18 protein-coding genes and 3 pseudogenes are annotated in these 24906 nt (G+C 67.2%); 7 read left to right on the top strand and 14 right to left on the bottom strand.

Annotated elements, in window-relative coordinates:
• Positions 1-15 precede the first annotated feature (15 nt).
• The 4 genes from CLV01_RS16315 to CLV01_RS16300 all read right to left on the bottom strand — a co-directional run bounded on the left by CLV01_RS16315 (position 16) and on the right by CLV01_RS16300 (position 4026).
• Positions 16-849, bottom strand: coding sequence for an amidohydrolase family protein (locus CLV01_RS16315; protein ID WP_099733800.1), 834 nt, complete (start codon positions 847-849; stop codon positions 16-18).
• Positions 849-2012, bottom strand: coding sequence for a CoA transferase (locus CLV01_RS16310; RefSeq protein WP_065345714.1), 1164 nt, complete (start codon positions 2010-2012; stop codon positions 849-851). Before CLV01_RS16310 ends, CLV01_RS16315 begins: the two co-directional genes overlap by 1 nt.
• A 58-nt stretch (positions 2013-2070) precedes the next feature.
• Positions 2071-3075, bottom strand: a complete 1005-nt coding sequence (locus CLV01_RS16305) for a tripartite tricarboxylate transporter substrate binding protein (protein WP_034393042.1) — start codon at positions 3073-3075, stop codon at positions 2071-2073.
• Between the two features lie 81 nt (positions 3076-3156).
• Positions 3157-4026 (bottom strand): HpcH/HpaI aldolase/citrate lyase family protein, encoded by an 870-nt coding sequence (locus tag CLV01_RS16300; RefSeq protein ID WP_099733801.1) that lies wholly within the window; start codon positions 4024-4026, stop codon positions 3157-3159.
• A 75-nt stretch (positions 4027-4101) separates the two neighbouring features.
• Here CLV01_RS16300 and CLV01_RS16295 point away from each other — a divergent pair, with 75 nt between their 5' ends.
• Entirely contained in the window at positions 4102-5019 is a 918-nt protein-coding gene (locus tag CLV01_RS16295) for a LysR family transcriptional regulator (RefSeq protein WP_099733802.1), read from the top strand.
• Positions 5020-5028: 9 nt separating this feature from the next.
• Here the strand turns inward: CLV01_RS16295 and CLV01_RS16290 are convergent, their stop codons facing one another.
• Entirely contained in the window at positions 5029-5937 is a 909-nt protein-coding gene (locus tag CLV01_RS16290) for a LysR family transcriptional regulator (protein WP_218968185.1), read from the bottom strand.
• A 107-nt stretch (positions 5938-6044) separates the two neighbouring features.
• On the opposite strand from CLV01_RS16290, the pseudogene tam reads away from it, so the two are divergent.
• Positions 6045-6817: pseudogene (tam, locus tag CLV01_RS16285) on the top strand (trans-aconitate 2-methyltransferase).
• A gap of 19 nt (positions 6818-6836) precedes the next feature.
• Here tam and CLV01_RS16280 read toward each other — a convergent pair.
• Complete coding sequence (locus CLV01_RS16280) at positions 6837-7232, bottom strand: VOC family protein (protein ID WP_013802649.1); 396 nt, start codon at positions 7230-7232, stop codon at positions 6837-6839.
• Between the two features lie 148 nt (positions 7233-7380).
• Here CLV01_RS16280 and CLV01_RS16275 point away from each other — a divergent pair, with 148 nt between their 5' ends.
• Genes CLV01_RS16275 through CLV01_RS16265 form a run of 3 tightly spaced genes read left to right on the top strand, consistent with a single transcriptional unit; the run spans position 7381 to position 9340 of the window.
• Positions 7381-8610: a nucleoside recognition domain-containing protein gene (locus CLV01_RS16275; RefSeq protein WP_099733805.1), complete on the top strand. Its 1230-nt coding sequence runs from the start codon at positions 7381-7383 to the stop codon at positions 8608-8610.
• A 53-nt stretch (positions 8611-8663) separates the two neighbouring features.
• Positions 8664-8954: a nucleotidyltransferase family protein gene (locus CLV01_RS16270; protein ID WP_013802651.1), complete on the top strand. Its 291-nt coding sequence runs from the start codon at positions 8664-8666 to the stop codon at positions 8952-8954.
• On the top strand, positions 8951-9340 hold the full coding sequence (locus CLV01_RS16265; RefSeq protein WP_099733806.1) for a HepT-like ribonuclease domain-containing protein: 390 nt from the start codon (positions 8951-8953) through the stop codon (positions 9338-9340). Before CLV01_RS16270 ends, CLV01_RS16265 begins: the two co-directional genes overlap by 4 nt.
• Before the next feature lie 75 nt (positions 9341-9415).
• Here CLV01_RS16265 and sbcB read toward each other — a convergent pair.
• The 5 genes and pseudogenes from sbcB to dnaE all read right to left on the bottom strand — a co-directional run bounded on the left by sbcB (position 9416) and on the right by dnaE (position 18873).
• A pseudogene (gene sbcB, locus CLV01_RS16260) lies at positions 9416-10854 on the bottom strand (exodeoxyribonuclease I).
• Positions 10855-10891: 37 nt separating this feature from the next.
• Positions 10892-12346 (bottom strand): cardiolipin synthase, encoded by a 1455-nt coding sequence (gene cls, locus CLV01_RS16255; RefSeq protein ID WP_012205340.1) that lies wholly within the window; start codon positions 12344-12346, stop codon positions 10892-10894.
• A gap of 83 nt (positions 12347-12429) precedes the next feature.
• Positions 12430-14766 (bottom strand): ATP-dependent Clp protease ATP-binding subunit ClpA, encoded by a 2337-nt coding sequence (gene clpA, locus CLV01_RS16250; protein ID WP_099733808.1) that lies wholly within the window; start codon positions 14764-14766, stop codon positions 12430-12432.
• 63 nt (positions 14767-14829) lie between these two features.
• Positions 14830-15206, bottom strand: a pseudogene (gene clpS, locus CLV01_RS16245) (ATP-dependent Clp protease adapter ClpS).
• 133 nt (positions 15207-15339) lie between these two features.
• The gene (gene dnaE / locus CLV01_RS16240; protein ID WP_099733809.1) at positions 15340-18873 is read right to left on the bottom strand and encodes a DNA polymerase III subunit alpha; all 3534 of its coding nucleotides are present in this window, start codon (positions 18871-18873) and stop codon (positions 15340-15342) included.
• A 212-nt stretch (positions 18874-19085) separates the two neighbouring features.
• Here dnaE and CLV01_RS16235 point away from each other — a divergent pair, with 212 nt between their 5' ends.
• Positions 19086-19877 (top strand): outer membrane protein assembly factor BamD, encoded by a 792-nt coding sequence (locus CLV01_RS16235; protein ID WP_099733810.1) that lies wholly within the window; start codon positions 19086-19088, stop codon positions 19875-19877.
• On the opposite strand, the gene CLV01_RS16230 is transcribed toward CLV01_RS16235, so the two are convergent.
• The gene (locus CLV01_RS16230; RefSeq protein ID WP_099733811.1) at positions 19840-22038 is read right to left on the bottom strand and encodes an ATP-dependent DNA helicase; all 2199 of its coding nucleotides are present in this window, start codon (positions 22036-22038) and stop codon (positions 19840-19842) included. The genes CLV01_RS16235 and CLV01_RS16230 overlap by 38 nt on opposite strands.
• A gap of 136 nt (positions 22039-22174) precedes the next feature.
• Between CLV01_RS16230 and CLV01_RS16225 the strand changes: the two genes are divergently transcribed.
• Entirely contained in the window at positions 22175-22948 is a 774-nt protein-coding gene (locus CLV01_RS16225; protein ID WP_034393013.1) for a PP2C family protein-serine/threonine phosphatase, read from the top strand.
• A gap of 9 nt (positions 22949-22957) precedes the next feature.
• Here the strand turns inward: CLV01_RS16225 and CLV01_RS16220 are convergent, their stop codons facing one another.
• Positions 22958-23680: a hypothetical protein gene (locus CLV01_RS16220; RefSeq protein WP_099733812.1), complete on the bottom strand. Its 723-nt coding sequence runs from the start codon at positions 23678-23680 to the stop codon at positions 22958-22960.
• 40 nt (positions 23681-23720) lie between these two features.
• Positions 23721-24824 (bottom strand): cell division protein ZapE, encoded by a 1104-nt coding sequence (gene zapE / locus CLV01_RS16215; RefSeq protein WP_013802657.1) that lies wholly within the window; start codon positions 24822-24824, stop codon positions 23721-23723.
• Positions 24825-24906: the final 82 nt, after the last annotated feature.

The following is a 24906-nucleotide window of genomic DNA, read 5'->3' as shown; positions in this document are numbered from 1 at the left end:
GCGTGCCCCGCGCCCTCAATCGAATCCGTACAGCTCGGCGGCGTTGTCCACCAGCACACGGGCGCGCAGCGCCGCATCGGGAATCCAGCGTGACAACAGCGCCAGCAGCATGGGGGTCTGCGGCGGATGGGCAACTTCGGTGACATGGGGCCAGTCGCTGCCCCAGACCAGGCGCTGCGGGGCCTCGGCCACCCAGGCCTGCGCCAGCGCGTCGCAGTCGGCATAGCCTGCGGCCAGGCCCGCCCGGCTGTTCAGATACGGCCCCGAGAGCTTGACCCAGGCCCTGCCCTGCTGCACCAGCCCACGGACCACGCCGAAGGCGGGCTGGTGCACGCCAGCGCCGTCAGCACTGTCAGCGAGCCGCGCCATGTGGTCGAACACCAGGGTGCATGGCAGCCGCTGCAGCAGCGCCGCATGGGCCTCGATCTGGCTGGCCAGCCAGTGCAGCTGCACATGCCAGCCCAGCGCGGCAATGCGCTCGGCCAACGGCTCCAGCATGTCCAGCCGCACGGCTGCATCGTGCTCGGTGTGCAGCGAAAAGCGGATGCCGCGAATGCCGCCGTCATGCAGCGCCTGCAACTGTGCGTCCGTGATATCGGGGTGCACCACGGCAATGCCGCGCGTGCTTGCAGCGCCCAGCGACTGGATGGCGTTCAGCGTGGCCCGGTTGTCCGTGCCATGCGCACGCGGCTGGACGATGACGGCCCGCTCCAGCCCCATGGCGCCGCGCAGCTGCGCATAGTCGGCAGCCGTGGCATGGGCGCCAAAACGCGTATCAAAGCGCGTACCAAAGCGCGGATCGAACACGTGCAGATGGGCGTCGCAGGCGCCAGCGGGCAGTGCCTGCATCAGCAGCCCTCTTGCGCGGCGGCCTTCAGCGCCTCGGTATGCTGGCCCAGCGTGGGGGCGGCAAAGGCCGGCGGGCCGGGCGTGCGGTCGAATTCGACGGCGCCGGCAAAGCCCCGGTAGCTGCCCAGGGTCGGGTGCTCGAAGCGGGTGACCATGCCCTCGGCCTGCACCTGCGGGTCGTCGAACATGTCTTCCACCGTGCGGGCCGCCGCGCAGGGCACTTCCTCGCCAAACAAGGCTTCCCATTCCAGTGCGCTGCGCCCCGCCAGCGCCTGGCGCAGCAGCGGCACCAGCACGTCGCGGTGCTGGGCGCGCTTGCGCACGGAGTCGTAGCGCTCGTCGCTGGCCACCTCGGGCAGATCAAGCTTGCGGCACAGCGCCGCCCAGAAATGCGCGGTGTTGGCCGAAATGTAGAGATATCCTTCACGCGTCGGGTGGATGCCCGTGATGCCGCCCGAGCGCATGTCACGCCCTACCTCGCGCGGCTCGCCCTCGGCCCAGACCATGCGTGCGGACTGCATGGTCAGCGCCGCGCGCAGCAGGGACACGCCCACATGCTGGCCCAGCCCGCTTTTCTCGCGCTCGTACAGCGCCGACGACACGCCGCCCGCCACCAGGGCCGAGGCGTAGTAGTCCACCACGGAGCCGTAGAGAATCTCGGGCGGCCCGCCTGCCTTGCCCTGCATGGCGCACATGCCGGTCATGGTCTGCAGCACCTGGTCGTAGCCCGCCTTGGCCTTGAGCGGTCCGCGGCTGCCATAGCCGGTGACGCTGCAATAGATGAGGCGTGGGTTGATGGCGGCCAGTTGCGCAAAACCGATGCCCAGCCGCTCGGGCACGCCGGGGCGGAAGTTGTGGACCAGCACATCGGCCTCGCGCACCAGGCGCAGCAGCACGGCGTGGTCGGCCTCATCCTTCAGGTCCAGCACCATGCCCCACTTGCTGCGGTTCACGCCCAGGAAGGCGCGGCTTTCCGCTTCCAGCGTGGAAGGGTACTTGCGCAGGTTGTCGCCCACGGGCGGCTCGACCTTGATCACCTCGGCGCCCTGGTCCGCCAGCAGCGAGCAGCCATACGGCCCCGCGATATAGGCGCTCAGATCCAGCACGCGCACACCGCTGAGCGGGCCTTTCGGTCCCTGGCGTTCACCGGGCACAAAACTCATTCGTTTCTCCTGATAGGGAAGCGGGAAGGCCTGGGGCGCCTCCCGCCAAAGGCCGGGTTCAATCGGCCTGGATATTGCGGTCCTTGGCGAGCTGCTTCCAGCGCGCCACGTCGCTGCGGATCACTTGTGCGAACTGCTGCGGCGTCACGGGGTTGGCAATGGCGCCTTCGCGCAGGAAGCTGGCCTGGATGGTCGGCTTGGCCAGCACCTGGTTCACGGCCTGGTTGAGGCGGTCCACGATGTCGGCGGGCGTGCCCGCAGGCGCCAGCAGCCCCCACCACAGATCGAATTCGTAGCCCGGAATGGCCGTTGCCATGGGCGTCAGGTCCGGCGCAATGGGGCTGGGCTTGAGGCTGGTGATGCCGATGGCGCGCAGCTTGCCGTTGCGCACCATGGGCAGGATGGACGGGCCGCTGGAGACCAGCATCTGCACCTGGTTGCCGATCACGTCGGTCACGGCCGGACCCTGGCCCTTGTAGGGCACATGCATGATGTCCATGCCCGGCACCATGGAGCGCATCATCTCGGTCGCGAAGTGGTTGATGCTGCCGGTGCCCGAGGTGGCGTAGTTGAACTGGCCCGGGCTGGCCTTGATGGCGCGCACCAGATCCTGCGGCGTCCTGGCCGGGAATTCATTGTTCACGGCCACCACCAGCGGGCCCTTGGCAAACATGGCCACGGGCGCCAGGTCCTTGACGGGGTCGAAGGGCATCTTGGCCTGTACCGCAGCATTCGTGGTCATGCTGGACGAGACGGCCACCAGCGTGTAGCCGTCCGCCGTCGCCTTGGCTACCGAGGCCGTGCCGGTGTTGCCGCTGGCGCCGGGCCGGTTGTCCACGATCACGGTCTGCTTGAGCAGATCGCCCATTTCCTTGGCCACCTGGCGTGCGAACACGTCGTTGGAGCCACCCGGCGGATAGGGAACCACCATGGTGATGGCCTTGGACGGGAAGGCGCCCTGCGCCATCAATCCCGGCGAAGCCAGCCCGGCCAGCGTGGCCACCGTTGTGGTGGCGGCCAGCGCCACCAGCCTGCGCCGCGCGCGGCAATGGGAAATGCTCATGTCTTTGTCTCCTGTACTGTTTCTTGTCATGGGGATGCCCGGCATGCGGGATGCCGGGGCACCGGATTGCCGGCCGCCCGTTCAGGCCGCCAGCAGCCCCTGTGCATGCGCCGCAGCCACGATGGCCTGGGCGCGCAGCACAAAGGGCTTGTCCACCATCTTTCCGTCCACCACATAGGCGCCCAGGGCGTTGGCATCTGCCTGGCGGGCCGCCTCCACCACCTTCAGGGCGTGCCCGATTTCCTGCTCGGTCGGCTGGTAGACCGCATTGGCCAGAGCGATCTGGCTGGGGTGTATGCAGGTCTTGCCCAGAAAGCCCAGGCCGCGCGACAGGCGTGCCTCGGCGCTGAAGCCCTCGCTGTCGCGGATGTCGGCAAAAGCGCCGTCGTAGGCGTAGACGCCGGCCTCGGCGGCGGCCATGCGCACGGTAAACAGCGCCTGGGCAATGGCGGCGGGCTCGCGCCGGTTCACGCCAAAGGGCTCGAACAGGTCGCCCAGCCCCATCTGCAGGCCGGCCACGCTGGCATGGGAGCCGGCCAGTTCGGCAGCGCAGCGCAGGGCGCGCGGTGTTTCTATGTTGAGCAGCAGGCCAGGCGCCTGGGCCACGCCGTTGGCATCTGCCGCCTCGGCAATGCGCTGTGCGGCCTCGCGCACCTGCTGCACTGTCTCGGGCTTGGGCAGGTTGATGAGGTGCACGCCGTCGCGCACCATCTCGGCGATGTCGGCGCCGAAATGCGGCGTATCCATGGCGTTGACGCGCACGATCAGCGTCTTGCCATGGCCCCGGCTTTCAGGGCTGAGCAGGAAGCTGCGCAGCAGGCCGCGCGCCTCGTCCTTGCGGGCCTCGGCCACCGCGTCCTCCAGGTCGAAGGACAGTGCGTCGGCTTCGCCGGCCAGGGCCTTGGCGAACAGCTCGGGACGCGATGCGGGAACAAACAGTTTGCTTCTCATGCACCGCATTGTGGGTGGCAGAAAGCCAAGAGAAACACAGGTAATATTTGTTCAAACCACACAAATTCTTTGTTTATGGAAACCAGCTACCTGCACAGCTTCCTGCTCGTGGTCGAGACGGGCTCCATGGCCGAGGCCGCGCGGCGCCTGAACATCACGGCCGCCGCCGTGGCCCAGCAGATCCGCATCCTGGAGCGCGAGTTCGACGCCCCCTTGCTGGCCCGCGCAGGCCGCACCGTGCTGCCCACGCCAGCCGGCCACCGACTGTCGCAATCGGCCCCGCTGCTGCTGCGCGAGCTGGCCAACGCCAAGACCCATGTCAACCATGAGGGCGCCGACGGCGAGCTGGTGATAGGCACCATCAACACGGCCCTGCACAGCCTGCTGCCCGACATCCTGGCGGGCTTTGTGAAGAAGTGCCCGCAGACCAAGGTGTTCCTGCGCTCGGCCACCACGCGCGAGCTGTACCAGGCCGTGCAGCAGGGCGAGCTGGATGCCGCCGTCTGTCTGCACCCCTCCTTCGCCCTGGCCAAGACCTTCGACTGGACACTGCTGCGCGAGGAGCCGCTGGTGCTTCTGGTGCCGCACCAGCTGGCGCACCTGGACCCGCACACGCTGCTGCGCACCCAGCCGCTGATCCGCTATGACCGCAGCCTGGGCGGTGGGCAAATGGTGGAGCGCTACCTGCGCGCCGCGCAGATCGCGCCGCAGGAGCGCTTTGAACTGAGCTCGCTGGTGGCCATTGCCATGATGGTGGAGCGCGGCCTGGGCGTTTCGCTGGTGCCCGACACGGCACTGAACCTGCCCGATGGCCAGGGCGTGGTGCGCCTGGCCCTGCCCGAGGAATCGCAGTCGCGGCGCTTTGGCGTGATGTGGCTGCGCTCGTCGGCACGGCTGCCGTTGATCCACAGGCTGGTGGACTGCGCACGCACCGTGGTCAAGCAGCGCGGCGGCCCGCGCGCTGCCGCGCGCTCAGCAACCAGGACACCGTAGCCCGCGCCGTCAGGACTCCGCCACGGCCGCCGTGGCAACCAGGTCCTGGAACCTGCGCAGCACGGCCGACGCATCGCCCACGCGCGTGGCCAGATGCAGGGGTGCGGCCAACCCGGGGCACTGGGACAGCGCACGGTAGACAATGCCGTCGCTGCGCAGGCGCTGCATGGAGGCCGGCACGATGGACAGCCCCAGCCCTGCCGAGACCAGGCTCAGCGTGGCCGTCATGCGCGGCGCCTCCTGCACCACGCGCGGACTGAAACCCGCCTCCAGGCAGGCCTTGAGAATGGCGTCGTACAGGCCCTGCCCTACCCTGCGCCGGTACAGCACGAAATCCTCCGAGGCGAGCTGCGGCAAAGGCACGGGCCGGCGCAATGGGCGTGCCAGCGCATGCCCTACAGGCAGGGCCAGCAGCATGGGCTCCTCCAGAATCGGCACGGCCTGCAGCCCCTGGCTGCCATGCAGGGGCGAGCGCACAAAGGCCGCGTCCAGCCGCTCGTGCAGCAGCGCATCCATGAGTTCACCCGTGCCCGCCTCCTCCAGCGCCACGGCCACGCCGGGCACCTGCTGGCGGAACATGCGCAGCACGCCGGGCACGAAGGGATGCAGCGCGGCCGAACTGGTGAAGCCCACGGCCAGCCGGCCCGTCTCACCCCGGGCGGCGCTGCGCACCACCTCGGCCAGCACGTCACAGCGCTCCAGCAGCGCCTTGGACTCTTCCAGCAGCGCCAGCCCCGCCGCCGTCGGCCGCACGCCGCGCGGCAGGCGCTGCACCAGCTCCACGCCCAATTCGTGTTCCAGGCCCTGCAGCAATCGCGTCAGCGGCGGCTGCTGCATGCCCAGGCGCTCGGCCGCACGCGTGATGTGGCCTTCCTCGGCGATGGCGACAAAGGCGCGCAGTTGGCGAAGCTCGGGCACATCAATACTTTCAAGGTATGGGAAGACTTCAATTGTGGCATTTGCAATCATGGATGGACGGATTTACGCTCGCGCCCCACAAACACACCTACATGAAAGGCAACACGATGACTTGGTCCGCAAAGCAGTACACAACGTTCGAGCAGGAGCGCACGCGCCCCGTGCGCGACCTGGTGGCCGCCATTCCCGATCTGCCTGGCCGCGCCGTGCGGCTGGCCGTGGACCTGGGCTGCGGCCCCGGCAACTCCACCGAGGTCCTGGCCCAGCGCTTCCCCGGGCCACCGTGACGGGACTGGACAATTCCGAGGACATGCTGGATGCCGCACGCAAGCGGCTGCCGGGCACGGCCTTCTCCCTGGCCGACATCGCCACCTGGCAGCCCGACCAGCCGCAGGACGTGATCCTGGCCAATGCCTCGCTACAGTGGCTGCCCGACCACCAGCAGCTTTACCCGCGCCTCGTCAGCCACCTGGCACCCGGTGGCAGCCTGGCCGTGCAGACGCCGGACAACCTGGAAGAACCGGCCCACCGGCTGGCGCGCGAAGTGGCCGCCAGCGGCCCCTGGGCGGCCAGGATTGGCGATGTGCGCCACCCCGCACGTCACAGCGCGGACTTCTACTACGCCCTGCTTCGCCCGCACTGCAGCAACGTCGATGTCTGGCGCACCACCTACTTCCACCCGCTGGCGGGCGGCCATGCCGCGGTGGTTGAGTGGTTCAAGGGTTCGGCGCTGCGTCCGTTCGTTGCGCCGCTGGACGAGGAGCAAAAGGCCGGCTTCTACGCAGCGTATCTGCAGGCCATCTCCCAGGCCTACCCCGCGCTGGACGATGGCACGGTGCTGCTGCCTTTCCCCAGGCTGTTCATCGTGGCCAGCCGCTGAAGCGGTGCGCCTTCGGCCCTCAACGCGCAGGATGCGGCTCGATGAGATCCCACAGATTGCCGTAGAGGTCTTCGAACACGGCCACGGTGCCGTGGGGCTTGCGCTGGGGGTCCTGCACAAAGCGCACGCCGCGCGAGCGGTAGGCCTCGAAGTCACGCAGGCAGTCGTCGGTCTGCAGGAACAGGAACACGCGCCCGCCCGTCTGGTTGCCCACGCGCGCGGCCTGCTCCTCATTCGTGGCGCGGGCCAGCAGCAGGCGCACACCGCCGCCACCGGGGGCCACGGTGACCCAGCGCTTGCCCTCGGACAGGGCGGTGTCCTCGATCAGCACGAAGCCCAGCGCGCCCACATAAAAGCGCAGCGCCTCGTCATAGTCGCGCACGGCGACGCTCACCTGTCCTATCACCTGGGGCATGGAATCCTTTGCAGCAATGGTGCGGTCCTCGGACCACGGGGCCGCGAGGATAACGGAGCCCTGTCAATGCCCTGCCGCCCTGGGCCGTAAGCCCTGCGGCTGGCCCCACAATGGCGGCTTGCAATTGCCTCGTGAGGGACGGGAATCCATGCTGAATGCCTTGTGGCTGGGCTTTTTTCTGGTGGCGGCCGTGGCTGCGCTGGCGCAATGGCTGGTCGGCGGCCAGGCCGGGATTTTCTCGGCCATGGTGCAGGCGCTGTTTGCCATGGCCAGGCTGTCGGTCGAGGTCATGGTGCTGCTGTTCGGCACGCTGACGCTGTGGCTGGGCTTTCTGCGCATCGCAGAGAAGGCCGGCGTGGTCGAGTGGCTGGCGCGCGTGCTGGGCCCGTTGTTCGCCAGGCTCATGCCCGAGGTGCCGCGCGGCCATCCGGCCCTGGGCCTGATCACGCTGAACTTCGCGGCCAACGGGCTGGGACTGGACAACGCGGCCACGCCCATGGGCCTGAAGGCCATGCGCTCGCTGCAGGAGCTCAATCCCCGGCCCGACACCGCCACCAATGCGCAGATCCTGTTCCTGGTGCTCAATGCGTCGTCGCTGACCTTGCTGCCCGTGACCATCTTCATGTACCGCATGCAGCAGGGTGCGCCCGATCCCACCCTGGTCTTTCTGCCGATCTTGCTGGCCACCTCGGCCTCGACCCTGGTCGGCCTGCTGGCCGTGGCCGCCGTGCAGAGGCTGCCGCTGTGGAGCCCCGTGGTGCTGGGCTATCTGCTGCCGCTGGGCCTGGCGCTGGCGGGCTTCATGGCCTTTCTGGCCACGCTGTCGGCGGCCGCGCTGGCGCAGCTGTCATCGCTGCTGGGCAACCTGACGCTGTTTGCCCTGATCGTGCTGTTCGTCACCCTGGGCGCCTGGCGCAAGGTCGCGGTCTACGACAGCTTCATCGAAGGCGCCAAGGAAGGCTTTGACGTGGCCAAGGGCCTGCTGCCCTACCTGGTGGCCATGCTCTGCGCCGTGGGCGTGTTCCGCGCATCGGGTGCGCTGGAGTACGCGCTGTCGGGCATACGCTGGGTGGTCGATGCCCTGGGCGTGGACGCCCGCTTCGTGGACGCCCTGCCCACGGCCCTGGTCAAACCCTTCTCGGGCAGCGCGGCGCGCGCCATGCTGATCGAGACCATGCAGACGCAGGGCGTGGACAGCTTCGCCGCCCTGGTGGCCGCCACCATCCAGGGCAGCACCGAAACCACCTTCTACGTCCTGGCCGTCTACTTCGGCGCCGTGGGCATACAGCGCGCCCGTCACGCCGTGCCCTGCGCCCTCATTGCCGAACTGGCCGGCGTGGTGGCGGCCATCGTGGTCTGCTACAAGTTCTTTGGCTGACAGCACAGTGGATTGCATATCATCTCAACGAGATTCGACAAGAAAGGATGCCTATGCGCCCGTCCGTTGTGCTTGACATGAAGCGAAGTGCGGTGCGCGAAGCGGTCAGCCGCTTTCGCACGGCAAACCCGCGAGTCTTCGGTTCGGTACTGCATGGCACCGACCGGGACGGGAGCGACCTCGACCTGCTGGTCGACGCGCTGCCCGGTGCCACCTTGTTGGACTTGGGTGATCTGGAAGACGAGCTGAAATTGCTGCTCGGCGTTGACGTCGATTTGCTGACGCCCGGTGACCTGCCGTCGAAGTTCCGTGCCAAGGTGCTTGCAGAGGCAAAACCGGTATGAGCGAGAACTACCGCCTGCCTGACTACCTGGACCACATCCAGCAGGCTGCGATCGATGCGCGCAGCTTCGTGGAAGGGTTGACCAGGGAGGACTTCTTCGCCGACAAGCGCTCCCAGCAAGCCGTCATCATGAGCTTCATCATCATCGGCGAGGCAGCCACGAAGGTAATGGACGGCTACGCCAAGTTCACCCAGTCGCACCCCGAGGTGCCGTGGCGCAGCATGCGCAATATGCGCAATCGCATGGCTCACGGCTATTTCGACATCAACCTTGATGTGGTGTGGGAGACAGTGCGGGAGTGGCTGCCGGCACTGCTCAGGCAGTTGCCTGCCGTGCGTCTGGATGCCGACGAAGAAGACCGCAATGACTCTGGCATGGAGCCGTGACTGACAACAGCGAGCTGCCGATGTACAGCCCCGCCTCCGTGATCGTGGTGGAACCGACCTCCTGACGCCCCAGCCTCAGACCTCCGGCATGATGGCTTCCGCATAGTCATACAGCGCCCCCAGGATTTCCTCGCCGCGCTCGTCCGTACTCTCCGATAGCTGGTCCACCATGGCAAACATCTGCTCGGCCGTGCGTGCGCCGCCCTTGCCTTCGATCAGGCAGGCCGCGCAGTGCTGCAGCCAGCGCTGGCGCTCGGCCGGGTTCAGGCTGGCGGGGAAGTTGCGGGCGCGGTAGCGGAACAGCAGTTCGGTCAGGCGGGCATCGTCGAAGCCCGTGCGGTCCAGCGCCAGCTCCTGCGCAGACAGGCTGCGCAGGTGGTTCAGGCGGCGCCGGTCCTCGTTGCCCACAAAGCCGCCGTACAGGTCCTGGTCGGCATCCAGCCCTTCCTGCGCAGGGCGATGGTGAACGGCACGCCACAGCGCGCTCATGTCGGGCAGGTCACGTGCAATGGCCGCATGGCCCATGCACTGCTCCACATCGATGCCCCATTGCGCGGCCATGGCCGGGCTCAGCGTCTTGAGGCTGCCGACCACCATGGGCGACTTGTTGACGTGGATGCTCTTGATGGGCAGGCGCTGCATGCCCTCGGGCAAGTCGGCCGCGCGCGAGAACAGGCGCAGGCGCAGCGTGTCCACGTCGATGGAGGCCAGCTCCGACGGGTCCTGCGCCAGATCCCAGCAGATGATCTCGTTCTTGTTGGTGGGGTGCGTGGCCAGCGGCCACATGACGGCGATGCAGCCGCGCTCGGGCCGTATCATGCCGCTGACGTGCAGGAAGGGCCGTGCATGCGCCGGCTCGGCCGGCAGGCCCATTTCCTGCAGCACGCGGTCCTTCTTGTGCAGCGAGAAGGCGAAGTCGAACAATCTGGGCTGGACCTTGCGGATCAGCCGCGCCAGCCCGATGGTGGCGCGCACGTCGGACAGCGCGTCGTGCGCCTTCTCGTGCAGCAGGCCGTTGGCGCGGGCCAGGTCCTCGAGCTTGAAGCTCGGAGATCCATCCTCCTTTTTCGGCCAGACAATGCCTTCGGGGCGCAGCGCATAGACCATGCGCACCACGTCGAGCAGGTCCCAGCGCCCGCAGCCGTTTTGCCATTCGCGCGCATAGGGGTCGATGAGGTTGCGCCAGAACATGAAGCGCGTGATCTCGTCGTCAAAACGGATGGTGTTGTAGCCCACGCCCACGGTGCCTGCCTGGGCCAGTTCTGCCTCGATGCGGGCGGCGAACTGGGCCTCGGGCATGCCCTGCTCCAGGCATTGCTGGGGGTGATGCCGGTGATCAGGCAGGACTGCGGATCGGGCAGGTAGTCGCCTGCCGGCTGGCAGTACCACATGACGGGTTCGCCGATTTCATTGAGTTCCGCATCGGTGCGGATGCCCGCGAATTGCGCGGGCCGGTCATAGCGCGGCTGGGCGCCGAAGGTCTCGTAGTCGTGCCAGAAGAAGGTATGGGCCATCGGGCGAGTATGCCTGCGAAAAACGGGCCACCGGCCCTCACAGCAGGGGCGAACACAGCCGCGCGCCCGAGTCGAACAGGCGCAGCGCAAAGCCCAGGTCGCGCTTGAAATGCACGCGCTGGGCCTGCTCCAGATCGGCCTCGAACTGCTTGGCCAGATCGCCGTTGAGCGCAGGCCCGTAGGCGATGGCGCAGACCTCGTAGTTCAGGAAGAAGCTGCGGTAGTCGAAGTTGGCCGTGCCGATGATGGCGATGTTGTCGTCCACCACCAGGGTCTTGGAGTGCAGCATGCGCGCCTTGTACTCGTAGACGCGCACGCCGCAGCGGATCAGCTCGTCGTAGTAGGAGCGCGCAGCCGCCGTGACCAGGGCCGAATCGGAGCGACGCGGCACCAGCAGCTGCACATCGACACCGCGCAGCGAGGCATTGGTGAGCGCTGCCAGCGCGGCCTCCGTCGGCACGAAATACGGCGTGGTCAGCCAGACACGTTCCTCGGCCGCGTTGATGGCCGCCAGATGGGCGCGGTAGATGGCCTGCAGGCCGTTGTCGGGGCCCGAGGTGATGATCTGCACGGGAAGCGGGCCCTCGGGCGCATCCGGCAGCAGCAGGTCGATGTCGGCGGGCTCGTTCTTGGGGTCCTTTTCCAGCGCATAGGCCCAGTCTTCGAGGAACACGGTCTGCAGCCAGTTGACGATGGCGCCCTCCAGGCGCAGGTGCACGTCGTGGTAGGCATCGGGCATGACACGCGCGTTCTCTTCATCGGTCACGTTGACGCCGCCCGTGAAGCCCACCTTGCCGTCGCACACCAGGATCTTGCGGTGGGTACGGAAGTTGATGACCGGGCGCAGCCGCCGGCCGATCTTGGTGCCATGGAACAGTGCGACCTCGGCACCCGCATCCTCCAGCGGCTGCAGAAAGCGCCGTCCCAGCTTCTTGGAACCCAGGGCATCCACCAGCAGGCGCACCTGTATGCCTGCGCGGGCCCGCTGTATCAGCAGGTCGCGCAGGGCCGTGCCGGTCTGGTCGGGTTCGAAGATGTAGTACTCCAGGTGGATGTGGTGGCGCGCCGCGTTCACCGCCTCGATGATGGCGTCGAAGGTGGCAGCGCCGCCCACCAGCAGCCGCAGGTCGGCGGCCGTGCTGACGGGAAAGTCGCTGGTGGCCGCCACCAGCCGCGCGACCTGGTGCAGGCGCTCCGAGCTACCCGGCATGCGCTCGCGCAGGCGCTGCACGCCTGTTCGCACACGCGATGTCTTGCGCGCACGCAGCCGCTTGATGCGCTGGCGCTTGAGCCGCTGCGGGCCGAAGAAGTAATAAATGGCCAGCCCGCCCACGGGAATCGCCGCCATGGACAGAAGCCAGCTCAGCGTGGCCACGGGTGCGCTGCGCTGCAGAAGGATCCACACCGCGACGATCACCACATAGACCGACCAGGTCACCGACAACAGCAGCAGCGCATTCTCATGGGTCAGGTACTGACGAAGCCACTCCACAAAGACTCCTTCGGGCGGATCAAAGAAAAAGCCGGCAGCCCGGGGGGCTGTCGGCTTGCGCAATGGGCATCAGGCGATGCACATCAGTCGGCAGTGGCCTCTTTGGGCTCGGCCGGCTCGGAAGCCGGGTCCTGCTTGGGCTGGGGCGTGATGTCGAGCTTGACTTCGCCCTTGTCGGCATCGTCGGCGTCGGCCACCCAGTCCACTTCCAGGCGGCCACCGTCGACCAGCTGCCCGAACAGCAGCTCGTCGGCCAGAGAACGCCGGATGGTGTCCTGGATCAGGCGCTGCATGGGGCGAGCGCCCATGAGCGGATCGAAGCCCTTCTTGGCCAGGTGCTTGCGCAGCGCATCGGTGAAGGTGACCTCCACGCGCTTTTCGGCCAGTTGCTGCTCCAGTTGCAGCAGGAACTTGTCGACCACGCGCAGGATGACCTGCTCGTCCAGGGGCTTGAAGCTGACGATGGCGTCCAGACGGTTGCGGAACTCCGGCGTGAACAGGCGCTTGATGTCGCCCATTTCGTCGCCGGCCTGGCGCGGGTTGGTGAAGCCGATCGAGGCCTTGTTGATGGTCTCGGCGCCCGCGTTCGTGGTCATGATGAGGATCACGTTGCGGAAATCGGCCTTGCGCCCGTTGTTGTCCGTCAGCGTGCCGTGGTCCATGACCTGCAGCAGCACGTTGAAGATGTCCGGATGCGCCTTCTCGATTTCGTCGAGCAGCAGCACCGAATGCGGCTTCTTGGTCACGGCCTCGGTCAGCAGACCGCCCTGGTCAAAGCCCACATAGCCCGGAGGCGCGCCGATCAGGCGGCTGACGGCATGGCGCTCCATGTACTCCGACATGTCGAAGCGGATCAGGTCCACGCCCAGGATGTAGGCCAGCTGCTTGGCCGCTTCCGTCTTGCCCACGCCCGTGGGGCCCGAGAACAGGAAGGAGCCGATCGGCTTGTCCGGCTTGCCCAGGCCCGAGCGCGCCATCTTGACCGAGGAGGCCAGCGCTTCCAGCGCCTTGTCCTGGCCGAAGACCACGCTCTTGAGATCGCGCTCCAGCGTCTGCAGCTTGCTGCGGTCGTCGTTGGACACGTTGGCGGGCGGAATGCGCGCGATCTTGGCCACGATGGCCTCGATCTCGGCCTTGTCGATGGTCTGCTTGCGCTGCTCCACCGGGATGATGCGCTGCGCGGCACCGGCCTCATCGATCACGTCGATGGCCTTGTCGGGCAGGTGGCGGTCATTGATGTACTTGGCCGACAGCTCGGCCGCAGCCTGCAGGGCGGCGGCGGCGTACTGCACGCTGTGGTGTTCCTCGAAGCGCGACTTCAGGCCCTTGAGGATGTCCACGGTCTCGGCCACGGTGGGCTCGACCACATCGACCTTCTGGAAACGCCGCGACAGCGCCGCATCCTTTTCGAAGATGCCGCGGTACTCAGTGAAGGTGGTCGCGCCGATGCACTTGAGCTGGCCGCTGGACAGCGCCGGCTTGAGCAGATTGGACGCGTCCAGCGTGCCGCCCGAGGCGGCGCCCGCGCCGATCAGCGTGTGGATTTCGTCGATGAACAGGATGGCGTTGGGCCGGTCCTTGAGCGCCTTGAGCACGCCCTTGAGGCGCTGCTCGAAATCACCACGGTACTTGGTGCCAGCCAGCAGCGCGCCCATGTCCAGCGAATAGACCACGGCTTCGGTCAGCACCTCGGGCACCTTGCCCTCGGTGATGCGCCAGGCCAGGCCTTCGGCGATCGCCGTCTTGCCCACGCCGGCCTCGCCGACCAGCAGAGGGTTGTTCTTGCGGCGGCGGCACAGGATCTGGATGGTGCGCTCGACCTCGTAGTCGCGCCCGATCAGCGGATCGATCTTGCCGTCCTTGGCCGCCTGGTTGAGGTTCAGCGTGAACTGCTCCAGGGGCGAAGCCTTTTCGTTGCGCTCGCCGCCGGCGCCCTCTTCGGACTCCGCAGGGTTTTCGGCCTTGGCGGGCTCGGGCGGTTCGCCCTTCTTGATGCCGTGGGCAATGAAATTGACCACGTCCAGGCGCGTCACGCCCTGCTGGTGCAGGTAGTAGACGGCGTGCGAATCCTTCTCGCCGAAGATGGCCACGAGCACGTTGGCGCCCGTGACTTCCTTCTTGCCGTTGCCGGTGGATTGCACATGCATGATGGCGCGCTGAATCACACGCTGGAAACCCAGCGTGGGCTGTGTGTCCACCTCATCGGAGCCTGCCACCTGGGGCGTGTTGTCCTTGATGAAGTTGGACAGGGCCGAGCGCAGGTCATCGATGTTGGCTGAGCAGGCGCGCAGCACTTCCGCTGCACTGGGGTTGTCCAGCAGGGCCAGCAGCAGGTGTTCCACGGTGATGAACTCGTGGCGCTGCTGGCGCGCTTCGACAAAGGCCATGTGCAAGCTGACTTCCAGTTCCTGGGCGATCATTGATGACTCCTTTTCGCTTGCTGGGGATTATTGACTGCAACCATAAATCAGGGCGGCCCGGGTTTATTCAACAGGCTCGAACATCGCCTGCAACGGATGGCCTGCCTTCTGGGCCGCCTGCAGCACCTGTTCGACCTTGGTGGCCGCCACATCGCGCGAGTACACGCCGCAGACGCCGCGGCCGTCGAGATGGATCTTGAGCATGATCTGGGTGGCCGTTTCGCGGTCCTTACCGAAGAGTTCCTGCAGGACGATGATGACGAATTCCATGGGCGTGAAGTCATCGTTGAGCATCACGACCTGGTACATCTGCGGCGGCTGGACGCGCTGGCGTCGCCGCTCCAGCACCACGGCACCGTCATCGTCGGACACGGGCCGCACTGTAGGGATGGCAGGAGGGATCGAAGGGGTTGGGTTGCCATGAAAATCATTCTAGCCATCGGAGCCACTGTTTTCCGGAAGGGATATGCGAGGCATGCCTGAAGAATTCAAGCGCGGTGCCCGCCCGGGCCGGCAAGCACGCACCAAAGCAGTGCCTGCTCGCCGCCATCGGGCGCTGCGCCACCTTGCGGGTTATTCGTAGACCACCTTGACCTGGGCACTGCCGGCCTGGGCGTACCAGGCCGCCAGGGCCGCATCGCTGGGATAGAAGCGGCTGGCATCGCCCAGCGCCAGCTCGCAGCTGGCCGAGCCGCGCTCGTCCTCGCAGACCAGTCCCAGGCGCACTTTCATGCCGCGTTGCAGCTCGCCGTGCTCGCCCTGCTCCACCACGGCGGGGAACTGGCGCAGCAGGCCAAGTACGTCAGGCATCTTCTCCCCCACGCTGACCTGCAGGTAGCGCGCAAAGCGGCAGCGCGCGTCCGCCAGATTCCACAGCTGCTGGGCCTTCATGCGCAGGCCGCCGCTGAAATGGTCGAGCTGCAGGCGCCCGGTGATGACGACGAATTCATCGTCCTTGAGCAGTTCGCGGTAGGTGTTGAGCGTGTTCTCGTCCACCGAGGCCTCGATCACGCCCGAGCCGTCATCGATCTTGAACAGGCCCAGCCGCCCTCGCTGGCCGTTGATGGCGCGGAAGTCGCTGATGATGCCGGCCAGCGTCTGGGGCTCGCGACTGTCGCGCAGCTCGGCCAGGGGCGTGCGCACGAAGCGGCGCACCTCTTTCTCGACCTCGTCGAACAGGTGGCCCGAGAGGTAGAAGCCCACCGCCGTCTTTTCCTGGGTCAGCCGCTCCTTCACGCCCCAGGGCAGTGCCTCGACCAGAGGCGGCTCCTGGGTGCTGGAGCCCACGGCGTCATCGCCCATCATGTCGAACAGCCCGCCTTGGTTGGCATTGGCCAGCGTCTTGTTGCCGAACTCGAAGGCATGGTCGATGGAGGCCACCAGCGACGCCCGGTTGAGCTCGATCGCGTCGAAGGCGCCGCCCTTGATCAGGGCTTCCAGCGTGCGCTTGTTCAGGCGCGTGCGGTCCACGCGCACGCAGAAGTCGGCCAGGCTCTTGAAAGGTCCCTTGTCGGCGCCGCGCGGCCCCACGCCGCGGCCTTCACGCGCCGCAACGATGGCCTCGATGGCCTGCTGGCCCGTGCCCTTGATGGCGCCCAGGCCGTAGCGGATGACCTTGTCGGTGACGGGCTCGAAACGGTACATGCCGCGGTTGACATCCGGCGGCTCGAAGCTGATGCCCATCTTGAGCGCGTCTTCGTACAACACCTTGAGCTTGTCGGTGTTGTCCATTTCCACGGTCATGTTCCCGCAGTAGAACTCGGCCGTGTAGTGCACCTTGAGCCAGGCCGTGTGGTAGGCCAGCAGCGAGTAGGCGGCGGCGTGCGACTTGTTGAAGCCGTAGCCCGCGAACTTCTCCATCAGGTCGAAGACCTCGTCGGCCTTTTCCTCGCTGATGCCCTGCTTGGCCGCGCCCTCGCGGAAGATCCCGCGGTGCATGACCATTTCCTCGACCTTCTTCTTGCCCATGGCTCGGCGCAAGAGGTCGGCGCCGCCCAGCGAGTAGCCGCCCAGCACCTGGGCGGTCTGCATCACCTGCTCCTGGTAGACCATGATGCCGTAGGTCTCGGCCAGCACCTGCTCGACCAGCGGGTGCGGGTATTCCACCACTTCCTTTCCGTGCTTGCGCGCGACGAAACTGGGGATCAGGTCCATGGGGCCCGGGCGGTACAGCGCGTTCAGTGCGATCAGGTCTTCCAGGCGGCTGGGCTTGGCGTCGCGCAGCATGCCCTGCATGCCGCGCGATTCAAACTGGAACACGGCTTCGGTCTTGCCCTCGGAGAACAGGTGGTAGGTGCGCGCATCGTCCAGCGGGATGTTCTCGAAGGCGAAGTTCTCCTGGCCCTTGTGGCGCTTGATGATGAACTCGCGCGCGATCTCCAGGATGGTCAGCGTGGCCAGGCCCAGAAAGTCGAACTTCACCAGGCCCACGGCCTCCACATCGTCCTTGTCGTACATGGCCACGGCCGAGTCGCTGCCCGGCTGCTGGTACAGCGGGCAGAAGTCGGCGAGCTTGCCCGGAGCGATCACCACGCCGCCCGCGTGCATGCCGATGTTGCGAGTCATGCCTTCGAGCTTCTGGGCCATTTCGATCAGGGTCTTGACGTCTTCTTCTTTTTCGATGCGCTCGGCCAGCATGGGCTCGGCCTCGATGGCGTAGGTGTACTTGTCGCCCTCCTTCTTCGGATTGGGCGGGTATTTGAGCGTGACGTGCAGGCCCGGCTTGTTGGGAATGAGCTTGGAGATGCCGTCGCAGAAGGTGTAGCTCATGTCCAGCACGCGGCCCACGTCGCGGATGGCCGCGCGCGCGGCCATGGTGCCGAAGGTGGCGATCTGGCTGACGGCGTCGCGGCCGTAGAGCTGCTTCACATAGTCGATGACGCGGTCGCGGTTGGCCTGGCAGAAGTCCACGTCGAAGTCGGGCATGGACACGCGCTCGGGGTTCAGGAAGCGCTCGAACAGCAGGTTGTATTCCAGCGGGTCCAGGTCCGTGATCTTGAGCACGTATGCCACCAGCGAGCCCGCGCCCGATCCGCGGCCCGGGCCCACGGGGCAGCCGTTGAGCTTGGCCCACTTGATGAAGTCGCCCACGATGAGGAAGTAGCCCGGAAAGCCCATCTTGAGGATGGTGCCGATCTCGAATTCCAGCCGTTCCACGTAGCGCGGGCGCTGCGCCTCGCGCTTGGCGGGATCGGGATACAGATGGGTCAGGCGGTCTTCCAGGCCGTTGAAGGATTCGCTGCGGAAGAACTCGTCCATGGTCATGCCGTCAGGCACGGGGAAATTGGGCAGCTGCGGCTTGCCCAGCACCAGGGTCAGGCTGCAGCGGCGCGCGATTTCCACGGTGTTGGCAATCGCGCTGGGAATGTCGGCGAACAGCGCCTGCATCTGCGCGGCGGTCTTGAAATGCTGGTCGCGCGTGAAGCGGCGCACGCGCTTGGGGTTGGCCAGGATCTCACCCTCGGCGATGCACACGCGCGCTTCGTGGGACTCGTAGTCGTCGGGGCCGAAGAACTGGATGGGGTGCGTGGCCACCACGGGCAGGTTCAGCCGCTCGGCCAGTTGCACGGCAGCCAGCACGTGCGCCTCATCGTCCTGGCGGCCGGCGCGCTGCAGTTCGATGAAGAAGCGGTGCGGGAACATGCCTGCCAGCCGCTGGGCCACGGCGGCTGCGCCGGCCTCGTCGCCGCGCATCAGCGCCTGGCCCACGGGGCCGGCCTGGGCACCGGCCAGCACGATCAGCCCCTCGCCCAGCTCCTGCAGCCAGGCCCAGGTGTGCACGGCCTGGCCCTTGACCACGTTGCGGGTCCAGCCACGGGCCAGCAGTTCGGACAGGTTGTGGTAGCCCAGCGGGCTTTGCACCAGCACGATGATGCGCGAGACGGCGGCGCCGTTCTCGCCTTCGATCTGGATTTCCGCGCCCAGCACGGGCTTGACGCCCTTGGCCCGCCCTTCGCGGTAGAACTTGACGCCGCCAAACAGGTTGTTGAAGTCTGTGACGGCCAGTGCGACCTGTCCATCCTCGGCGGCGGCCTTGACGATGGAATTGATGCGGTTGGTTCCGTCCACGACGGAGAATTCGGTGTGCAGGCGCAAATGGACAAACATATGGGCGCCATTGTAGAAAGCTCCGCAAGGCCGGGACCCGTTCACGGCCATGCCTTTGCCGCCGCCCCCGCCTGCGGGGCGGGCATCGCAGGCCGTTACAATGCTTCGGCCCGGTTGCGGGAAAATCAGGCTTTGTGCGGCCCCTCAGCGCGGCCCGCGTCCCTGCCCGCCAACCCTCTCACTGCCCTTCGATTGCCCGAGAAACGTCCACCATGCAGCGTATTCCCCTGTCCATCGTTCCCGCCATGCTGGTCGCAGGCGTTCTGACAGCCTGCTCCAGTACGCAGCAAGACCCTACTGCCAAGTGGACCCCGGACCGCATCTATACCGAGGCCCGCGACGAAGCCGCCTCCGGCGCGTTCGACAAGGCCGTTCCGCTGTTCGAGAAGCTCGAAGGCCGTGCCGCCGGCACGCCCCTGGCCCAGCAGGCCCAGCTCGACAAGGCCTATGCCCAGTACAAGAGCGGCGACAAGATCCAGGCCACCGCCACGCTGGACCGCTTCCTGAAGCTGCACCCAGCCAGCCCCGCCACCGACTACGCCCTCTACCTGAAGGGCCTGGTCAACTTCAATGACAACCTGGGCATGTTCTCCTGGCTGTCGCGCCAGGATCTGTCCGAGCGTGACCAGAAGGCCGCCAAGGACTCGTTCGAGTCCTTCCGCGAGCTGGTGACGCGCTTCCCCGAGTCGCGCTACGCCGAGGATTCGCGGCTGCGCATGCAGTACATCGTCAACTCGCTGGCGCAGTACGAAGTGCATGTGGCCCGCTACTACTACGGACGCGGCGCCTACGTGGCCGCCATCGCGCGCGCGCAGACGGCCGTCAAGGACTATCAGGGCGTGCCCGCCGTGCGCGAGGCCATGCAGATCCTGGTGAATTCATACGACGCCCTGGGCATGACGCAGTTGCGCGACGACGCGCAACGCGTGCTGTCCGCCTCCTACGGCCAGGAGTCCGACCAGGAGCTCACGGCAAAGCAGAAGTCGTGGTGGAAGCTGTGGTGATCTGCGGCGCAGGCTGCGCCAGCGCCTGCAGGGCCTGAACAAAGGCCGCCTCGTCCACCAGGGTCCGCATGGGCGGCAGCGCGGCACGCAGCCGCCGCCCGTAACCCATGGTGGCCAACCGGGAATCACAGACCACGAGCACGCCGCGATCCGTCTCACGCCGGATCAGGCGGCCAGCGCCCTGCTTGAGCGCCATGGCGGCCTCGGGCAGCATGTAGTCGGCAAAGGCCTGACGCCCCACGGATTCCAGACTGCGCGAACGCGCCTCGACCAGCGGATCGTCGGGCGGCGGAAACGGCAGCTTGTCGATGACCACCAGCTGCAGCGCATCGCCCGGCAGGTCCACCCCCTCCCAGAAAGTGGCAGAGGCCACGAGAATGCAGCCCCGCCCCGGGCGCGCCCCCGTGCCTTCCTCGCCTTGCGTGCCTTCCCTGCCTTCTCCGGCCGCAATAAAGCGCTCGATCAAGGCCAGCTTGGGCGCCTGCCCCTGGACCAGCACATCAAGTTCACCAAACAGCCCCAGCGACTGCTGCAGCGCATCGCCTATGGCGTGCAGCGCCCGCAGCGTGGTCGTCAGCACCAGCGTGCGCCCGCCCAGGCGCTGGGCAGCATCCAGCGCCAGGCGCGCCACCTCGGTGCTGTGCGTGGCACTGCCGGCCTGGGCAAAGGGCCGGGGCACGTAAAGCGCTGCCTGCCGCGCATAGTCAAAGGGACTGTCCACGCGCAGCACCTGGGCCTCGCGCAGGCCGCAGGGCTCGGTGAACCAGCTCAGGCGCTCGTCGTCACCCAGCGTGGCCGAGGTGAAGATCCACGCGGTGCCCGATGGCTGCCGAGGCAGGCCTGCAGCTTCGGGAACGGGCACGGGCGCGCCTTCTTCCTGTGCTTGTGTCTCGGGCTCGGGCTCGGGCTGTGCATCCTCTCGCTCCTGATCTGCCGATCCCTCCTGCTCCTGCGTCAACCCCAGCAGCCGCGTGCGCATGATGTGCGCAATGGTCAGCGGAGACTCCAGCATGCGCATCTGCTGGCTGCCCAGCTCCAGCCAGCGCACCGTGTCCTGCACGGCGGCTGCGGCAAAGGTGGCCAGGCGCCGCAGCAGCTCGTTGCCGCGCTCGAACAGCCTGCGCAGTTCGGGGTCGCTGACCAGCAGTTGCACCAGCGGTTCCAGCAATGCCCGCAGGCTGCGCCCCAGTGTGACCAGGGCGGTGCGCCAGCGCTGCGCGTCCAGCCCCTGCGGCGTCACGCCCTGCCAGGGCAGGCGCCCGCCCACCGGGGGCTTGCCTGCCGCCAGTCGCAGCTCGCGCAAGGCCTGCTCCACACGTGCCGAAAGCTGCATCCAGTCGGCCATGCCGCGCGCCAGTTCCTGGCCGGCGCGCAGCACATCGCGGGCATAGCCCGTCAGTTGCTGGCCCGACAGACTCTGGCCCGCGAACTGCACGCCGGTGTCGTTGAGCTGGTGGGCCTCGTCCACCACGACCACGCCCACGCTGGGCAGCAACTGGGCCACGCCCGACTCGCGCACATCCAGGTCGGCAAACATCAGGTGGTGGTTGATGACCACCACATCGGCCTCCAGCGCAGCGCGGCGGGCCACGTTGACATGGCAGTCCTGCCAATGCGGGCAGTCGGAACCCAGGCAGTTGTCGCGTGTGGAAGTGACCAGGGGCAGCGCGGGCGAGCGCTCGTCCAGCGCGGGCAACTCGCCCAGGTCGCCCGTGCGCGTGGTGCGTGCCCATCGCTCGACCAGGGCCACGCTGCGCAGCACCTGCGGGTCCTGCGGCGCCGTGCGGCCCTGGCGCACACGCTCCAGCCGCTCCATGCACAGGTAGGCGCTGCGGCCCTTGAGGCGCGCCATACGCAGCGGCATGCCCAGCGCGGCAACGAGGCGCGGCAGATCGCGGGCATACAGCTGATCCTGCAGCGCGCGCGTGGCCGTGGACACCAGCACGCGCTGGCCGCTGAGCAGGGCCGGCACCAGGTAGGCATAGGTCTTGCCCACGCCCGTGCCGGCCTCGACCACCAGGGTCTGGCGCTGCTCGATGGCCTGGGCCACGGCCAGGGCCATGCGGGTCTGCCCCTCACGCGGCAGGAACAGCGCCTCGGCGCGCGATAGCAGGCCTTGCGGCGCGAAGGCCGCCTGCACGGCGGCGGTCAGGGAATGCAAAGGGCGGGTCCGTTTGTTGAAAAAGAGAGCGCCGCCGGGGTGCGGCGGGCCAGCGCCGGGGACGGTGCTCCGATAATATGCGCCATGACATTGGTGTGCCCATCCACCGCCCCAAGAGCCCACCAAACCAGAGACCATGCAGCCAGCGTACCGACTCCAAGCCGCCACAGGCATCCATCGCGGTGACAGGCAATACCAGCAAGACCAGGTGATGCTCATGGCCCACCCCTATGTACACGGCTGCCTGCTGGGCGTGCTGGCCGACGGCATGGGCGGGCGCAGTGGCGGGCGCAAGGCCTCCGACCAGGTCATGCTCACGGCGCGCCAGCTGTTCGAGCGCTTCGAGCCGGGCAAGGAAGACTGCACGGCGCTGCTGGAGAGCATCGTCCACGAGTCGCACATGGTGATCCGGCTGACGGCCATTTCGGCAGAGCAGGAGCCGCACAGCACCATTGCCGCCTTCGTGCTGCTGCCCCAGGGCCGCTGCCACTGGGTGCATTCGGGCGATTCGCGCATCTACCACTACCAGGGCGCGACCATGGTCCACCGCACCAAGGACCACTCCTACGTCCAGTCCCTGGTGGACCGGGGAGAACTCACCGAATTCGAGGCCCATGTGCACCCCAAGTCCAACATCCTGCTGGGCTGCCTGGGCACCGAGGCCGAGCCGCCCATGAGCCACCACGTGATCGAGCACGTGCACCCGGGCACCACGCTCATGGCCTGCAGCGACGGTGTCTGGCACTACTACACGGCGGAGGAACTGGGCACCGTGCTCAACGCGCTCACGCCGCGCGAGGCCACGGAATTCCTGATCGACAAGGCACGCGTGCGCGCCCAGGGCGGGGGCGACAACCTGTCGCTGGTGGTGCTCAAGCTCGAGGCACTGGAGCAGCCGGTGACGGCGTGACCACCGAACTCAGGGCGCCGCAGGCGCGGGAGGCGCAGGCAGTGGCGCTGCCTGCGGGCCGCGTTCACGGGCGGCATCGGCGGCGCGGGCCTTGCGCTCGGCAGCCTCTTTTTGCTTGGCCTCGAACTGGGCGCGGGCGGCAGCTCGCCGCTCCTGCTCCTGCGCAGACTCGCGCTGCTCGATCTGCGCCTGGCGATCACGCTGGTGGCTGGCCTGCTGGGCTGCGCGTTGCTGTGCGTCCTGGGCACGCTGGGCCCTGATGGCCTGGGTGTCGCGCTGGGCGGCCGGTGGCCGCTCCTTGGCTTGCATGGACGAGGCGGCCTTCTGCGCCTTCTTGGCCTCGATATCCTCAAGGCGCTGGGCGGCGCGCTCTTTTCGCTCCTCGTCGTTGATCTGCAGCTCGCGTTCGCGCAGCGGCTTGTCCTGCTCACGGGCCTCCTCGCGCGCCTGCCTAAGGCAGTCTTCCACGGCAAAGCGCTGGTAGCACTCGGACTCCAGGGCCGTGCGCCGCCTGTCGATGACGGCACGCTGGGCCGCGATCTCGGCGCGTGCGGCCTTGCGCTCGGCCTGGACCTGCTTTGCAGCCTGGGCGCGTTCCTGCCGCGCATCGGCATCGGCGCCAGCATCCGCAGCCATGGCCGGGCCGGCCAGCACAAGGCAGGCCAGCGCAGCTCCCAGGGGAACGGGCAGTTTCTTCACAAGGGCGAAAGCAGAGGTAGGCAGTTTCAGCATGTACAGGTCCGGCAAACGACGCCAGCGGCCGGGACCGGCCTCAGGTCAGGCTGGTATCCACCACACGGCGCTCCAGCGCCAGGAATTCCTTGGACTGCATCTCGTTCAGGCGCGATACGGTACGGGGGAACTCATGGGCCAGCGGGCCCTCAGTGTAAAGCTGCTCGGGCGGCACGGCGGCCGAGATGACCAGCTTGACCCTGCGGTCGTACAACACGTCCACCAGCCAGGTGAATCGCCGCGCGGGCGATGCCATGTTGACCGGCATATAGGGCACGTCGGACAGCAGCACGGTGTGGAACTGGCTTGCGATCTCCAGGTAGTCGTTCTGCGAGCGCGGGCCGCCGCACAGCTCGCGGAAGTCGAACCAGACCACGCCACCGGCGCGGCGGCGCGCACGGATCTCGCGCGCCTCGATGTGCAGCACGGGGTCTTCGTCCTTGACTTCGGCCAGCTTGTCGAAGGTTTCGGTCATGGCCGCATCGGCCTGCGCACCCAGGGGCGTGTGATAGAGCCGGGCGTTTTCCAGCGTGCGGCGGCGGTAGTCCGTGCCGTTGTCCACGTTGACGACTTCCATGCGCTCGTTGAGCAGGTCGATGGCCGGCAGGATGCGGTCGCGGTGCAGGCCGCCCGGGTACAGCTCGTCGGGCTTGAAGTTGGAGGTGGTGACAAAGCCCACGCCGTTGGCGAACAGCGAGACCAGCAGCCGGTGCAGGATCATCGCGTCCGTGATGTCGGCCACGTGGAATTCGTCGAAGCAGATCAGCTTGTACTTCTTGGAGATGCGCGCACCCAGCACGTCCAGCGGGTTCTGCGTGCCCTGCAGCACGGCGAGCTCGCGGTGGACCTCGCGCATGAATTCGTGGAAATGCAGGCGCACCTTGCGCCTGAGCGGCACGGCGTTGAAGAAGCAGTCCATGAGAAAGCTCTTGCCGCGCCCCACCCCGCCGTACATGTAGACGCCGCGGGGAATCTCGGGATGGTTGATGAGCTTCTTGAAGGCGTTGGAGCGGCGCTGGCGGTAGACCGCCCAGTCGTCGGCACAGCGCTGCAGCGCCTCGACGGCGCGCAACTGCGCAGGATCACTGTGAAAGCCCTTGGCTACCAGTTCGGCCTCGTAGGCCTCTCGCACTGAAACGCTCATGCAGCATCAACCATTCGCTATGTATTCAGAAGCTGAAAACGCTTGCAGGGCAAGCGCTTTCAGGTCTTTGGCTTGGGCTAGA

The sequence above is a fragment of the Delftia sp. 60 genome, assembly GCF_002754395.1.
Lineage (GTDB): Bacteria > Pseudomonadota > Gammaproteobacteria > Burkholderiales > Burkholderiaceae_C > Comamonas > Comamonas acidovorans.
This window is presented reverse-complemented; position numbering and strand designations above follow the sequence as displayed.